This window comes from Streptomyces yamdrokensis, from assembly GCF_053890455.1.
On the sequence record NZ_CM132679.1, the window covers coordinates 4,579,288 to 4,593,089 of the forward strand.

The 13,802-nt window shown below is 71.5% G+C and carries 14 protein-coding genes and 1 tRNA gene; 11 read left to right on the forward strand and 4 right to left on the reverse strand.

Annotated elements, in window-relative coordinates:
* The first annotated feature begins 2 nt into the window (after nucleotides 1-2).
* From ACWZEH_RS20490 to ACWZEH_RS20525, 8 genes are all read left to right on the forward strand, one after another.
* Nucleotides 3-599: a NuoI/complex I 23 kDa subunit family protein gene (locus tag ACWZEH_RS20490; RefSeq protein WP_456192597.1), complete on the forward strand. Its 597-nt coding sequence runs from the start codon at nucleotides 3-5 to the stop codon at nucleotides 597-599.
* Nucleotides 596-1,288 carry an NADH-quinone oxidoreductase subunit J family protein gene (locus tag ACWZEH_RS20495; RefSeq protein ID WP_456192598.1) on the forward strand — a complete coding sequence of 231 codons (693 nt, stop codon included), beginning with the start codon at nucleotides 596-598 and terminating at the stop codon, nucleotides 1,286-1,288. The genes ACWZEH_RS20490 and ACWZEH_RS20495 overlap by 4 nt, the downstream gene beginning before the upstream one ends.
* Nucleotides 1,288-1,728 carry an NADH-quinone oxidoreductase subunit NuoK gene (nuoK, locus tag ACWZEH_RS20500; protein WP_456192599.1) on the forward strand — a complete coding sequence of 147 codons (441 nt, stop codon included), beginning with the start codon at nucleotides 1,288-1,290 and terminating at the stop codon, nucleotides 1,726-1,728. Before ACWZEH_RS20495 ends, nuoK begins: the two co-directional genes overlap by 1 nt.
* Nucleotides 1,725-3,719, forward strand: coding sequence for an NADH-quinone oxidoreductase subunit 5 family protein (locus ACWZEH_RS20505; protein WP_456192600.1), 1,995 nt, complete (start codon nucleotides 1,725-1,727; stop codon nucleotides 3,717-3,719). Before nuoK ends, ACWZEH_RS20505 begins: the two co-directional genes overlap by 4 nt.
* Before the next feature lie 6 nt (nucleotides 3,720-3,725).
* Nucleotides 3,726-5,300 carry a complex I subunit 4 family protein gene (locus ACWZEH_RS20510; protein WP_456192601.1) on the forward strand — a complete coding sequence of 525 codons (1,575 nt, stop codon included), beginning with the start codon at nucleotides 3,726-3,728 and terminating at the stop codon, nucleotides 5,298-5,300.
* Nucleotides 5,297-6,796: an NADH-quinone oxidoreductase subunit N gene (locus tag ACWZEH_RS20515; protein ID WP_456192602.1), complete on the forward strand. Its 1,500-nt coding sequence runs from the start codon at nucleotides 5,297-5,299 to the stop codon at nucleotides 6,794-6,796. The genes ACWZEH_RS20510 and ACWZEH_RS20515 overlap by 4 nt, the downstream gene beginning before the upstream one ends.
* Before the next feature lie 341 nt (nucleotides 6,797-7,137).
* Nucleotides 7,138-8,001: a zinc metalloprotease HtpX gene (gene htpX, locus ACWZEH_RS20520; RefSeq protein WP_456192603.1), complete on the forward strand. Its 864-nt coding sequence runs from the start codon at nucleotides 7,138-7,140 to the stop codon at nucleotides 7,999-8,001.
* On the forward strand, nucleotides 7,998-8,390 hold the full coding sequence (locus ACWZEH_RS20525; protein WP_456192604.1) for a YccF domain-containing protein: 393 nt from the start codon (nucleotides 7,998-8,000) through the stop codon (nucleotides 8,388-8,390). Before htpX ends, ACWZEH_RS20525 begins: the two co-directional genes overlap by 4 nt.
* A gap of 242 nt (nucleotides 8,391-8,632) precedes the next feature.
* Here ACWZEH_RS20525 and ACWZEH_RS20530 read toward each other — a convergent pair whose 3' ends face one another.
* Nucleotides 8,633-9,883: an APC family permease gene (locus tag ACWZEH_RS20530; protein ID WP_456192605.1), complete on the reverse strand. Its 1,251-nt coding sequence runs from the start codon at nucleotides 9,881-9,883 to the stop codon at nucleotides 8,633-8,635.
* Between the two features lie 142 nt (nucleotides 9,884-10,025).
* Here ACWZEH_RS20530 and ACWZEH_RS20535 point away from each other — a divergent pair, with 142 nt between their 5' ends.
* Nucleotides 10,026-10,292 carry a GlsB/YeaQ/YmgE family stress response membrane protein gene (locus ACWZEH_RS20535; protein WP_456192606.1) on the forward strand — a complete coding sequence of 89 codons (267 nt, stop codon included), beginning with the start codon at nucleotides 10,026-10,028 and terminating at the stop codon, nucleotides 10,290-10,292.
* 139 nt (nucleotides 10,293-10,431) lie between these two features.
* Here the strand turns inward: ACWZEH_RS20535 and ACWZEH_RS20540 are convergent, their stop codons facing one another.
* On the reverse strand, nucleotides 10,432-10,920 hold the full coding sequence (locus tag ACWZEH_RS20540; RefSeq protein ID WP_257851070.1) for a YajQ family cyclic di-GMP-binding protein: 489 nt from the start codon (nucleotides 10,918-10,920) through the stop codon (nucleotides 10,432-10,434).
* A gap of 239 nt (nucleotides 10,921-11,159) precedes the next feature.
* Here ACWZEH_RS20540 and ACWZEH_RS20545 point away from each other — a divergent pair.
* Both ACWZEH_RS20545 and ACWZEH_RS20550 read left to right on the forward strand, forming a co-directional pair.
* A tRNA-Tyr gene (locus ACWZEH_RS20545) sits at nucleotides 11,160-11,241 on the forward strand.
* 108 nt (nucleotides 11,242-11,349) lie between these two features.
* A complete protein-coding gene (locus tag ACWZEH_RS20550; RefSeq protein WP_456192607.1) occupies nucleotides 11,350-11,562 on the forward strand; it encodes a hypothetical protein in 213 nt (70 codons plus the stop codon).
* Nucleotides 11,563-11,608: 46 nt separating this feature from the next.
* Here the strand turns inward: ACWZEH_RS20550 and ACWZEH_RS20555 are convergent, their stop codons facing one another.
* Both ACWZEH_RS20555 and ACWZEH_RS20560 read right to left on the reverse strand, forming a co-directional pair.
* Nucleotides 11,609-12,265 (reverse strand): NAD(P)H-binding protein, encoded by a 657-nt coding sequence (locus ACWZEH_RS20555; RefSeq protein ID WP_456192608.1) that lies wholly within the window; start codon nucleotides 12,263-12,265, stop codon nucleotides 11,609-11,611.
* A gap of 124 nt (nucleotides 12,266-12,389) precedes the next feature.
* A complete protein-coding gene (locus tag ACWZEH_RS20560; RefSeq protein WP_456192609.1) occupies nucleotides 12,390-13,670 on the reverse strand; it encodes an amidohydrolase family protein in 1,281 nt (426 codons plus the stop codon).
* Nucleotides 13,671-13,802: the final 132 nt, after the last annotated feature.

Consider the following 13,802-nt stretch of genomic DNA (forward strand, 5'->3'; position numbering starts at 1 on the left):
TCATGGCTCCTCTTCCCGGCTTCCCCGGCTCCGGTCTGGCCAAGGGCCTGGCCGTCACCCTGCGGACGATGACGAAGAAATCCGTCACCGCCCGGTACCCGGACACCCAGCCCGACCTCCCGCCCCGCACCCGCGGGGTGATCGGCCTGTTCGAGGAGAACTGCACGGTCTGCATGCTGTGCGCCCGTGAGTGCCCCGACTGGTGCATCTACATCGACTCCCACAAGGAGACCGTCCCGGCGGCGACGCCCGGAGGCCGTGACCGCAGCCGCAACGTCCTCGACCGGTTCGCCATCGACTTCTCCCTGTGCATGTACTGCGGTATCTGCATCGAGGTCTGTCCTTTCGACGCCCTGTTCTGGTCACCCGAGTTCGAGTACGCCGAGACCGACATCCGCGAACTCACCCACGAACGCGACAAGCTCCGCGAGTGGATGTGGACGGTCCCGGCCCCGCCGGCCCTCGACCCCGCCGCCGAGGAACCGAAGGAAGTCGCCGCCGCCCGCAAGACCGCCGACAAACTGGCCGCCTCCCAGCCCGGCCCGCCGCCGACCGCACAGGCCGACCCGCGGCCCGGCCCGAAGGGGGAGGAGTCGTGACCCTCGCCGCAACCGCCGGCACGGTCGCGCACGCCACGACCACCACCGTCGACGCCGCCACCGAGGCACAGGGCTTCCTCTCCCCGACCGGAGTGGAGATCGCCTTCCTCCTCGTCGGCCTGGTCACCTTCGGCGCCGCCGTCGTCACCGTCACCACCAGGCAGCTGGTGCACGCCGCCCTGTGGCTGGTGGTGGCCCTCGGCGGACTCGCCGTCGAATACCTCCTGCTCACCGCCGAGTTCATCGCCTGGGTGCAGGTCCTCATCTACGTGGGTTCGGTCGTCGTCCTCCTTCTGTTCGGCCTGATGCTCACCAGAGCGCCCATCGGCCGCTCCCCGGACGCCGACTCCGGCAACCGCCGGGTCGCCCTCGGCGTGGCCGTCGCCGCGGCCGTCGCCCTGGTCTGGGTCGTCGTCGACGCCTTCCGTACGACCTGGATCGACCTGGACGGCGTGCCCGCCGGCTCCACCGACGTGACCGGCGCCAGCCTCTTCCAGCACTGGGTCCTTCCCTTCGAGGCCCTCTCCGTCCTCCTCCTGGCCGCCCTCGTCGGTGCGATCGTCCTCTCCCGCAGAGCGAAGACGGCCGCCGCGGCACGGGAAACCGAGGCGCGGGAAACGGCCGGCGGAGCCACCGACGGGCCCACCGCCCGCCCCCGCCCCCGCCGTGATGCGGAGGGGAACCGCTGATGCACCTCGCCTATCCCGTCGTGCTGTCCGCGCTCCTCTTCTGCACCGGCCTGTACGGAGTCCTCGCCCGCCGCAACGCGATCCTGGTGCTGATGTCGGTCGAGCTGATGCTCAACGCCGTCAATCTGAACCTGGTCGCCTTCGACGTCTGGCTCAGCAAGACCGCCGAGGAGACCCTGCACTCCGGTCAGGCCCTCGCCCTGTTCACCATCGCCATCGCCGCCGCCGAGATCGGCATCGGCCTGGCGATCGTCCTCGCCGTCCACCGCAACCGCGGCACCGCGGACCTCGACAAGCTCCGCGACACCGCCGAGGGCCACGACCCCGACGACCCCGACGGCACGGGCAGCCCCGGCGGGCCGGTCGGTCCCGACTCCGACAGCGACGCCGACGCCCCCACGACCCGGGCGGCCGTCACGAAGACTGAGGCCACCGCGTGACCACGACCACCCTCGCCGTCCTCGTCCCCCTCCTTCCGTTCCTCGGTGCGATCGCCGGACTGCTCCTGGGGCGCACTGCCCCCGGTTACATCCGTCCGCTCGCCGTCCTGCCCACGCTCACCGCACTCGCCCTGGCCGCCGTGGTCGCCGCGCGCCAGGGCGGCGGCCGGGCCCTCGACGCCGCAACCGAGCTCACCCCCACCGGTTCCGTCCCCATCGAACTCGCCCTGCACATCGACGGATTCGCCGCCCTCACCGCCGTGGTGGTCGGCACCGTCGCCACCTGTGTGCAGATCTACTCGACGGGCTACCTCCGCGACGACCCGCGCTACTCCTCCTACGCGGCCCTCGTCTCCCTGTTCACCTCCGCGATGTTCCTCGTCGTCTACTCCGGCGACCTGATGGTGCTGCTGGTCGGCTGGGAAGTCATGGGCATCTGCTCCTACTTCCTCGTCGGCCACTACTGGGAGACCCCCGAGGCCCGAGCCGCCTCCCTCAAGGCCTTCCTGGTCACCAAGCTCGGCGACGTCCCCTTCCTCATCGGCCTGTTCGCCCTCGCCGGCGAGGCAGGCTCCTTCCGGATCACGCATGTCCTCGACGCCGTCGCGAACGGCGGCATCGAGCACCCCACCCCGATCGCCCTGCTTCTCCTGGCGGGCGTGGCGGGCAAGTCGGCGCAGTTCCCGCTGCACACCTGGCTCCCCGACGCGATGGCGGGCCCGACCCCCGTCTCCGCGCTGATCCACGCCGCGACGATGGTCGCCGCCGGTGTCTACTTCGTCGCCCGTCTCCTCCCGCTCTTCCAGGCCTCACAGGCCGCGATGACCGTCCTCGCCGTCATGGCCGCCGTCACCATGACCGGCTCGGCGCTCGCCGCTCTCGCCCAGGACGACATCAAACGCGTCCTCGCCTACTCGACGATCGGCCAGCTCGGCTACATGACAGGCGCCCTCGCCGTCGGCGAGCGCGGAGCCGCCGTCTTCCACCTCCTGTCCCACGGCGCCTTCAAGGCGCTCCTGTTCCTCGCCGCCGGCGTGCTCATCCACGCCGCCGGCACCAACTCGCTGGCCGCCATGTCCCGCATGAGCCACCTGCGCGCCCGCGTGCCCGACGCCTACTGGACGATGACCGTGGCACTCCTCGCGCTCGCCGCGATCCCGCCGTTCAGCGGCTTCTTCTCCAAGGAAGCCGTTCTCGGAGCCGCCGAACACGTCGTCACCGGTCACACCGGGCAGGCCCCCGCCGCCGCGGGCTGGACCGTCCTCCTCGCCGGCCTGGCCACCGCCCTGCTCACCGCCGCCTATGCGGTACGCCTGTGGCTGCTGGCCTTCCGAGGACACGGCACCGAGGCCCCCGACCACGGCAGGCAGCCCCTCACCATGACCGTCGTGCTGTGGGTGCTCGCGATCCCCTCCCTCGCCCTGGGCGCCCTGGCCTTCCGCGTGCTGCCCGACTGGTTCGACGGCCACGACCTCGCCCCGACCCTGACGACCTCGATGCTCGGCACCGGCGTGGCCCTGGTCGGCGGCATCATCACCTACACCGCCTGGCGGCACACCACCGCCCACGCCACCCGCACCCCGCTCGGTGCCGTCGCCGCCCACCCGGAGGCCGGCGCCGGACAGGTCGAGGCCGAGGCCATCGCCACCCACGAGCCCGCCTACGGAGACGTCGCGTACGCACCCGACCCGGCCGACCCCGGCCGCCTGCTGCTCGGCCCGCTGCACCGCCACGCGGCCGCCGGCTTCCACCTCGACGCCGTGTACACGACCTTCTTGGTCCGGCCCGTCCGGGCGGCGGCCGGTCTCGTCCGCTTCCTCGACCGCGAGGTCGTCGACACCTACGTACGCGGCGCGGGAACGCTGCCCCGGTGGCTCGGCATCGCCGTACGACGCGCCCAGACCGGCAATCTGCAGACCTATGTGAGCGCGCTGCTCGCCGGCACCGTCGTTCTCGCGGTCGCCGTCGTCCTCGCCGCCACGGGAGCGTGACCAGACGTGATCGATATCAGCGAGTCCGTGATGCAGTTCCTTCTGGCGTTCCTCGTCGTCGGCCCGCTCCTGGGCGCCGCCGCCGCTCTCCTCCCGGCCCCGCCCGGACTCAAGGGGACATCACCCGACCAGGCCGTGCTCCGACACGGTGTGACCGTCACCGGCGCCGTCCTCGTCGCGGCGATCGTCCTCGCACTCGGCTTCGACCACGACCAGCCGGCGACGATGCAGGCCACGACCGACATCAGCTGGATCCCCGCACTCGACGTGCGGATCCACCTCGGCACCGACGGCATCTCCCTCCCCCTTCTGGTCCTGACCGCCCTGCTGACCTTCCTCAGCGCGCTCTACACGTACGTCAAACCGCCCGCGGGCCCGTCCCCGAAGGCCTTCGTCGCCCTGCTGCTCGTCCTCGAGTCCGGCACCCTCGCGGCCTTCGCCGTCCTCGACCTGATCCTGTTCTTCCTCGCCTTCGAGATGGTCCTGATCCCGATGTACTTCCTCATCGCCCGCTGGGGCGGCGAGGGCCGGGCCGAGGCCGCCTGGAAGTTCATCCTCTACACGCTGCTCGGCTCCGTGGTCATGCTGCTCGGCCTGCTCCTGATCGGAATCAAGGCGGGCACATTCGACATGGTGGCACTCGCCACTGACAACGGCCGGTCACTGAGCGTATCCGTGCAGGTCGTCGCCGTACTGGCGATCGGGATCGGGCTCGCGGTCAAGACCCCGATGTGGCCGATGCACAGCTGGCTGCCCGACGCCCACACCGCCGCCCCGACCGTCGGTTCCGTCCTGCTGGCCGGGGTCCTGCTGAAGATGGGCACGTACGGGTTCGTGCGGATCCTGCTCCCCGCCGCACCGGACGGCTTCCACACCTTCGCGCCCTACCTCGCCGCCTTCGCCGTCGTCGGCATCATCTACGGATCCCTCGCCTGCCTCGCCCTCGCGAGGCAGGGCGCCAAGGGCGATCTCAAGCGCCTCATCGCCTACTCCTCCGTCGGCCACATGGGCTTCGTCCTCCTCGGCATCGCCACCATGACCCCGACCGGCGTCAACGGCGCCCTCTTCGCCAACATCGCCCACGGCCTCATCACCGGCCTCCTCTTCTTCCTCGTCGGCGCCCTCAAGGACCGCACCGGCACCGTCGACCTCGACACCCTGGCCCAGCAGACCGGCGCCGCCCTCTACGGCAGGGCACCGCGCCTCGGCGGACTGCTCGCCTTCGCCGCCGTCGCCTCCCTCGGCCTGCCGGGCCTCGCCGGGTTCTGGGGCGAGATGCTGGCCCTCTTCGGCGCGTTCGACCCCGCCGAAGGGCTCAGCCGCCCCGCCTTCCTCGTCTTCATGTCGATCGGCGCCTTCGGCACCCTGCTGACCGCGGCATACCTGCTCGTCGTGGTCCGCAGGGTCTGCATGGGCCCCCCGCAGGAACAGGCCTCCGCGCTCACCGACGTGCGCGGCTACGAGTTCGCGGCCTGGACCCCGCTCGTCGTCCTCACCGTCGTCGCCGGGCTGTGGCCCGGAGCCCTGATCGGACTGACCGACCCGGCCGTGCAGCAGCTCCTCGCAGGAGGCACCCGATGAGCTCCCTCGTCCAGTCCGTCGACTGGCTGGCCGTCGCACCGCCCGCCGTCGCGGCCGTCGTCGGACTCGCCGTCCTCGTCGCCGACCTGTTCCTCGACGAGTCCAGGAAACCACTCCTCGGCCGCCTCGCGGTGACCGGACTCGCCGCCGCCACACTCATGCTGCTGCCCCTCCTCGACGCCGACCGCAGCACGTTCTGCCTGGTCGGCGACCCCGGAGTGTGCAGCTACACCGTGGACCGGTTCACCCTCGTCATCCAGTTGCTGGTGCTCGGCGGCGCGCTCCTGACCGCCCTTCTGTCGGTCACCGCCCTCAAGGACGCCGACAAACGACTCCCCGAGGGCGAGTACTGGTTCCTGTTCCTGTCCTCCGTCGCGGGCGCCGCCCTCCTGCCCGCCTCCCGCGATTTCGCGACCCTCGTCGTCGCCCTGGAAGTCGCCTCCCTGCCCGCCTTCGCCCTGGTCGGCCTCCGGCACGGCGACCGGAAGTCGTCCGAAGCGGCGCTGAAGTTCTTCCTGTCCTCGGTCACCGCCACCGCGGTCAGCCTCCTCGGCATCAGCTTCGTCTACGCGGCCACCGGCACCCTCCACCTCACCCTGGTGGCCGAACGCGTCCAGACCGTCGACGGACAGTTCCACACCCTCGCCCAGGCCGGTGTCGTCCTCACCCTCGTCGGCTTCGCCTTCAAGACGGCCGCAGTCCCCTTCCACTTCTGGGTGCCCGACACCTACGCCGGCGCCCCCCTGCCGATCGCCGCCTACCTGTCGGTCATCGGCAAGGCGGTCGGCTTCACCGGCCTGATCCTCGTCACCGTCGTCGCACTCCCGTCGTACGCCGAGGTCTGGGGCCCGGCCCTCGCCGCGCTCGCCGCCCTCACCATGACCGTCGGCAACGTCGGCGCCCTCGCGCAGCAGGCCACGCGCGCGTACAGCGCGGTACGGCTCCTGGCCTGGTCCTCCGTCGGCCAGGCCGGCTACCTCCTGGTGCCGATCGCCGCCGCCGCGTACTCCGGCGACGCCGAGAAGTCGATCGGCTCCACCCTCGCCTACGCCCTCATGTACGGCGCGGTGAACCTCGGCGCCTTCGCCGTCGCCGCCCTGGTAGGCCGTACGAACTCCCTCAACCGGGTCTCCGACTACCGCGGCCTGTACGCATCCAACCCGCTCACCGCCCTGCTCCTGGCCTTCTTCCTGCTGTGCCTCGCCGGACTTCCGCCCGGCGTCGTCGGCCTCTTCGCCAAGGTCACCGTCTTCTCCGCGGCAGTCGACGCCGGACTCGGCTGGCTCAGCCTCGTCATGGCCGTCAACGTCGTCATCGCGCTGGTCTACTACCTCCGCTGGACGGCCCTGCTGTTCCACACCCCCGAGGGCGCACCGGCCGTGCACCGCGTCCCGGTCCCGCTCACCGCCGCGATCACTCTGACCGGCGTCCTCGGCATCGTCCTGTCCGGCGCGCCACAACTGATCCTGAGCTTCACCGACACCGGGCTCTTCTGACCCGGCCTCCCGGGGCCACGCCGCCCCGCCGGCACCCGGCGCCCATGGCCCTCCGGGCTTACCGGGTCTCCTCCGTCACCCCTGCCCTCATCTCCTGCCCTCGTCCACCGGCCGTGCTTTTCGGTCCTCGGACGGGCGCGGCGGCACGGCACCGGGAGCGGCCGTCGCCGGACGGTTTACACGCGCCACCGCGCGCCCCGGGGAACCTGTGCCGCTCGCCTGGCGTTGACGAATACGGGAGGGTCCACTGGACGTGAGGCCAAGACACCCGGAGCCGTCGCAGGTCAGAAGGAAGATCGGCAGACAAGGGTCCCCCCGCCGCACGATTTGGAGGGCGTACCGTGCACCGCCGGCACAACGGGCTCAGAACCGCGGTCCTCCTCGGGGGACTGTCCGCACTCATCATCGTCATCGGCAGCTTCTTCGGCCGCACGGGCCTCGTCGTCGCTGTCGTGATCGCGCTGGGCACCAACGCGTACGCGTACTGGAACAGCGACAAGTTCGCCCTGCGCGCGATGCGGGCCCGCCCCGTGAGCGAGTTCGAGGCCCCTGGCCTGTACCGCATGGTCCGTGAGCTCTCCACGCAGGCCCGTCAGCCCATGCCCCGCCTGTACATCTCCCCGACCGAGGCACCCAACGCCTTCGCCACCGGCCGCAACCCGCGCAACGCCGCCGTGTGCTGCACCGAAGGAATCCTGCGCCTGCTCGACGAGCGCGAACTGCGCGGCGTCATAGGCCACGAGCTCAGCCATGTCCACAACCGGGACATCCTGATCTCCTCGGTCGCCGGCGCCCTCGCCTCCGTGATCATGTTCCTGGTCAATTTCGCCTGGTTGATCCCGGTCGGCCGTTCCAACGACGACGACGGCCCCGGCATCCTCGGCATGCTGCTGATCATGATCCTGGGCCCGCTCGCCGCCTCCCTCATCAAGCTGGCCATCACCCGCTCCCGGGAGTACGAGGCCGATGCCTCCGGCGCCCAGCTGACCGGCGACCCCCTGGCCCTGGCAAGCGCCCTGCGCAAGCTGGAAACGGGCACCAAGCAGCTTCCCCTGCCTCCCGAGCCCCGCATCGAGACCGCCAGCCACATGATGATCGCGAACCCGTTCCGTCCGGGCCAGGGGTTCGCGAAGATGTTCTCGACCCACCCGCCCATGACGGAGCGCATCGCCCGACTCGAGAAGATGGCAGGTCGAACGCAGTGAAGACCATCCTGAACGTCATATGGCTCGTTCTGAGCGGCTTCTGGCTGTTCCTCGGCTACCTGCTCGCCGGCGTCCTGTTGTGCATCACGATCATCGGTATTCCTTTCGGCGTCGCGGCCTTCCGGATCGGTGTCTACGCCCTGTGGCCGTTCGGGTACACCGCGGTAGAGCGCGGGGACGCGGGCGCCGCCTCCTGCGTCGGCAACGTGCTGTGGCTGGTCCTCGCGGGCTGGTGGCTGGCCATCGGCCACATCGTCACCGGCCTCGCCCTGTGTGTGACGATCATCGGAATCCCGCTCGGCATCGCCAACTTCAAGCTGATCCCGGTCTCGTTGCTCCCGATGGGCCGCGAGATCGTACGCACCGACCAGCCGTTCGCAGCCCGCTAGCCCGACCCGGTTTTCCGCAGCTCGCAAGCGCGTGCCGACGAGGGTTGTCCACAGGCCGCCCCGACTGTCGGAGGCGGCATGCATCATGAGTCCATGACCGAGCGTGAGCGATCACCGACTTCGGGTGGCGGCCGTGTTCCGGGCGGCCCGGAAGGCCGAGCCCACCCCGAAGCCCTCGTCCCCGTCCCGCCCGTGGGCCGCCCCGGGCCCCGCAGGACCCCGTCCGCCCGAACCCGGGAGATCTACTGCCCGGCGGCCCTCCACCGCCGTATCCCGTAAGCGGCAGCACCCACCGCCAGTACCCCCGCGCCGACGGCCACGGACCTCCCCGGCAGCGAGAACGCCAGAACCAGGCACCCGGCGAGCCCGACCGCCGGCAGTGCCCGCGCCGCCGGCCCCGGACGAAGCGTCCAGGCCGACGCGTTGGCCACCGCGTAGTACGCCAGCACCCCGAAGGAGGAGAACCCGATCGCGCCCCGTACGTCCACCGTGGCGGCCAGGACGGCGACCACCGCTCCCACGGCCAGCTCCGCCCGGTGCGGTACCTGGAACCGGGGGTGGACGGCAGCCAGGGAGCCCGGCAGGTGCCGGTCCCGGGCCATGGCGAGCGTCGTCCGCGAGACACCCAGGATCAGGGCGAGCAGCGATCCCAGCGCGGCCGCGGCCGCTCCCGCCCGTACCAGCGGCGTCAGTTCCGGAACCCCGGCCGCCCGCACCGCGTCGGCGAGCGGCGCGCCCGAGTCGCCCAGTTCCTGTGCCCCCAACACCGAAAGGACGGCGACCGCGACAGCCACGTACACGACCAGCGCGATGCCCAGAGCCAGCGGGATCGCACGCGGGATGGTGCGCGCGGGATCCCGCACCTCCTCGCCGAGTGTCGCGATCCGCGCGTACCCGGCGAAGGCGAAGAACAGCAGACCGGCGGCCTGAAGCACACCGCCCGCGCCGTCCGGTGCCGCGAAGGAGAGGCGCCTGGCATCGACCTGCCCCGAGGTCAGGCACACGACCACCACGGAAGCGAGGACAGCGAGGACCACGGCCACGATCACCCGCGTCAGCCACGCGGACTTCTGCACACCGCCGTAGTTCACCGCGGTCAGCGCCACGACAGCGGCGACCGCCACGGCGTGGGCCTGCCCCGGCCAGAGGTACGCGCCGACGGTGAGGGCCATCGCCGCGCAGGAGGCGGTCTTGCCGACCACGAACGCCCAGCCCGCGAGGTATCCCCAGAACTCGCCGAGGCGTGCCCGTCCGTAGACGTAGGTGCCGCCCGAGGCGGGATACAGCGCGGCGAGGCGCGCCGACGACGTGGCGTTGCAGTAGGCGACCACGGCGGCGACCGCGAGCCCGAGGAGCAGCCCGGAGCCGGCCGCGTGCGCGGCGGGCGCCAGAGCGGCGAAGATCCCGGCCCCCACCATGGAGCCGAGACCGATGACCACGGCGTCTCCCACACCGAGCGTGCGGCGCAGTCCAAAACCGGAAGGGGATGTCATGAGGCCGCACCCTACTGATCGCGGCAACCGTCACGCGTACCCGCGTCGTCCTCCACCCCAGGACGGGATGAACACCGGGACCGGACCGGAATCACAGGTCGCGACAGGTGAGGGCGCGGCACGAAAGGGCAGGGATCAGAGCATGACGATCATCAGCTGGATCATTCTGGGGCTGCTGGCCGGAGCGATCGCGAAGTTCCTGCTGCCGGGCCGCGACCCGGGCGGCTTCATCGGCACGACCCTGATCGGCGTCGCCGGAGCGTTCATCGGCGGCTGGGTATCGGCCCGTTGGCTCGACCACCCGATCACCAAGGACTTCTACGACGGCGCCACCTGGGCCGCAGCGATAGGCGGCTCCCTGGTCCTCCTGATCGCCTACCGCATCCTCTTCGGCCACTCGCGCGACTGAGCCCCGGTCCCGGGACTGTCCCGGGCGCCGTCGGCGGCCGAGAAGGGCGGGCACCCAGCGGTGCCCACCCTCCCGCACACACGCGGACAGATGTGCACGCGACGCCCGAGGCGCACGCGGCTTCGTTCTCCGACCCGGCCTAGCGGTAGTTCACGAACTGCAGGGCGAAGTCGAAGTCCTGACCCTTGAGCAGGGAGATGACTGCCTGAAGGTCGTCACGGCTCTTGGAGGAGACCCGGAGTTCCTCGCCCTGCACCTGGGCCTTCACGCCCTTGGGCCCCTCGTCCCGGATGAGCTTCGCCACCTTCTTCGCGTTCTCCTGGGAGATGCCCTCCTGGATCGACGCGAAGATCTTGTACTCCTTGCCGGAGAGCTGCGGCTCACCGGCGTCCAGGGACTTCAGCGAGATGCCCCGCTTGATCAGCTTGGACTGGAAGACGTCGAGGACGGCCTTCACCCGGTCCTCGGAATTCGCCTCCAGAAGGATCTTCTCCCCGGACCACGAGATCGAGGCACCCACGCCCTTGAAGTCGTAGCGCTGCGAGATCTCCTTGGCGGTCTGGTTGAGGGCGTTGTCGACCTCCTGCCGCTCGACCTTCGAGACGATGTCGAAACTGGAGTCGGCCATGTCCTGTGGCTCCTTGTATCGGGGTGCGTATCGGGCTGAGAGCCGGATGCGTACCGGCTACCGGCATACGGGGCGGCCGTCGGGCCCGGTATCGGTCCCGGCCGCATCCGCACAAGCGTAGCCACCCCGGGATCCCCGGGTGGCGATCAATCGGGTGGCGAACCACCCCTCCCCATCAGGTATCGTTTACGTCGTTGCCACGGAGCACCGCCACAAGGCGGTGCGAGGGCAGCAACCTTGGCGGTGTGCCCGAGCGGCCAAAGGGAGCAGACTGTAAATCTGCCGGCTCAGCCTTCCCAGGTTCGAATCCTGGCGCCGCCACAAGGGGAAGACCCCCTCCGGACCGCGAGACGCGGTCCGGAGGGGGTCTTCCGCGTTTGCGGTGGGGTGTGTGTCGGGCGCACGGGCCGCTCGGGGGACACTGGCGGGATGTCGTCGCGTCGTAGGCGTTGTCCCGAGTGCCGTCGTGAGATCGCCGTCGTGGCCGGGCGGTACGCGCGTCATGATCCGCCCGGCGCTCGGGAACACGGGGAGCTGACCTCGTGCCCGGGGTCCCGCCGGTACGCCCGGGCCGGTGTCGAACAGCCGTCGCTGGACGGATACGTCGTCCCGGAGTTCCCGGGGCAGATGCCGCTGTTCTAGCCGCCCTCGCGCAGCCTTCCGGACCCTCCCGGGTTCCTTCCCCCGCTCACTCGCCCGCCACCGATTTCACCGCCACCGGGATCGGCGAGGGGCCGCTGATCAGTTCCAGGGTCAGACCGGCCGTCGAGGAGCCCTCCACCAACTCGGCCAGGACGGCGGCCACGTCGTCGCGGGGGATCGGGCCGCGGCCGGTGCGGGCCTCCAGGCGGACCAGACCGGTGCCGGCCTCGTCGGTGAGCGAGCCGGGGCGCAGGATCGTCCAGTCGAGGGTGTCCAAGCCGCGGACGTAGGCGTCGGCCTCGCCCTTGGCGCGTTGGTACACGTCGAAGATCTCGTCCCCCTCGTGGGCCGGGTCCGCGCCCATCGAGGAGACGACCACGAACCGCCGCACACCCGCGCGGACCGCCGCGTCGGCGAAGAGGATCGCCGCGGCCTTGTCCACCGTCTCCTTGCGCGCCACGCCGCTCCCCGGCCCGGCGCCCGCGGCGAACACCGCGGCGTCCGCACCCCGGAGTCGCTCCGCGACCTCCTCCACGGATGCGGACTCCAGGTCGAGTACGACCGGCTCGGTGCCCAATTGCCGCAACTCATCGGCCTGTTCGGGTTTGCGGATGATGCCCGCCACTTCGTACCCGCGCCCGGCGAGCAACCGCTCGAGCCGCAGCGCGATCTGACCATGACCACCAGCGATGACAATGCGCATGCCTTCGACCGTACGCCGCGACGATCGCATCCGCCGCACGGCACGGCCCGGCCCGGGAGAAGAAGGGCAGGAAGGGCAGGAGAGGGAGGAGGGGCAGCAGGAGGAACGGGGGGCGGCAGAAGGGCTACAGGGTTCCTCTCCGGCCCTGCCGGGGCAGGGCCGATGCCGGTTCCGTGGTCGCGGCCGAGGAGCCGCAGTACTCCCGTACCGCGCTCGTCCGTGCGACCACGCGCCCCCGGTGCACCACGATCCGGCTGTACGCCAGGGACAGCGCCGCCGACAGCCGGTCGCCGCGGACCGCGAGCAGTTCGGCGGGGAAGCCCGCCTCCACCCGTACCTCGGGCAGTCCGAGGGCGGCCCGGGCCGATGTGCTCACCGCCTCGTAGGCGTCCTCGGGCGACAGCCCGTGGCGGGAGGCCAGCAGATACGCCGCTTCCAGCGGGTCGCCGCGGCCGACCGGGTTCGACACGTCCCGCAGGGCGCCGCTCCCGGCCGAGACCCGCACGCCCGCCGTGCGCAGCAGCCGTACCGGGGTCGTGCCCGTGCCCCGGTGGTCGACACCCCCGCAGCCGCCCTGGGGCAGGCACACCACGGTCACGCCGGCCGCCGCCAGCTGGTCCGCGGTCCGTGAGGCCGCCTCGACGGGCAGCCGGCCGAGACCGCCGCACGGGCTGAGTGTCACTCCCGCCCGCAGTCCGCCCGCCATCGCGGCGAGCCGGGCCACGCGGGCGGGGTCGGCGGTGTCCGTGTGCAGGTCGACGGGGCAGCCGTGCTCGGCGGCGACCTCCAGGACCGCTTCCACGTACCCCGTGGGGTCGGGGTCGACATCCGGGCAGCCGCCCACCACCGACGCGCCCATCTTCACCGCGTCCCGCAGCATGGCGATCCCGTCGGCTCCGGCCACCCCGGTCAGTACGCGCGGCATCGCCACCGTGGCCAGCTCGGTCAGCCCGCGCAGCGAACGCCTCGCCTGCAGTACGGCGGTGAGCGCGCCGAGCCCGGTCATGTCATCCACCCGCACGTGCGCCCGCACCGCCGTCGCCCCGTGCCCGAGCTGGAGCAGCGCGGCCTCCGTCGCCCGGCGCCGGACGTCGTGGGGGTCGTACGAGACGGGGCCGTCGGACTCGGCGGAGAGGGCGGTGTCGGCGTGGGCGTGCGGTTCGGCGGGGGCCGGGAGGAGCAGGTGGCCGGCCAGGTCGACCCGGGTGCTGCCCGTGGGAGCGCCGTCCGCGCTCAGGCTGCCGGCCGTGCCGACCGCCTCGATGCGTTCGCCGCCCAGCCGTACGTCCACGGTTCGGCCGTCGGTGAGCCGCGCGCCGCACAGCAGGAGCGGCGCCGGGTCGGCCGGGCCCGGCAAGGGCGAGGGCGAGGAGGGGGGCGGCGGCTGCGGCCGGCTGTCGGGCATCGCGCTCCTGAGGCTCGGACTGCGCACGGTTGTCGCAGGATCACACAGAGAGAAGATCACGCAGAGTGAGTCGAGCCTAGAGTGGCGTCTCGACCCCCGCCGGGAGGAGAGCAGGAGTCAGCAATAGTCGTA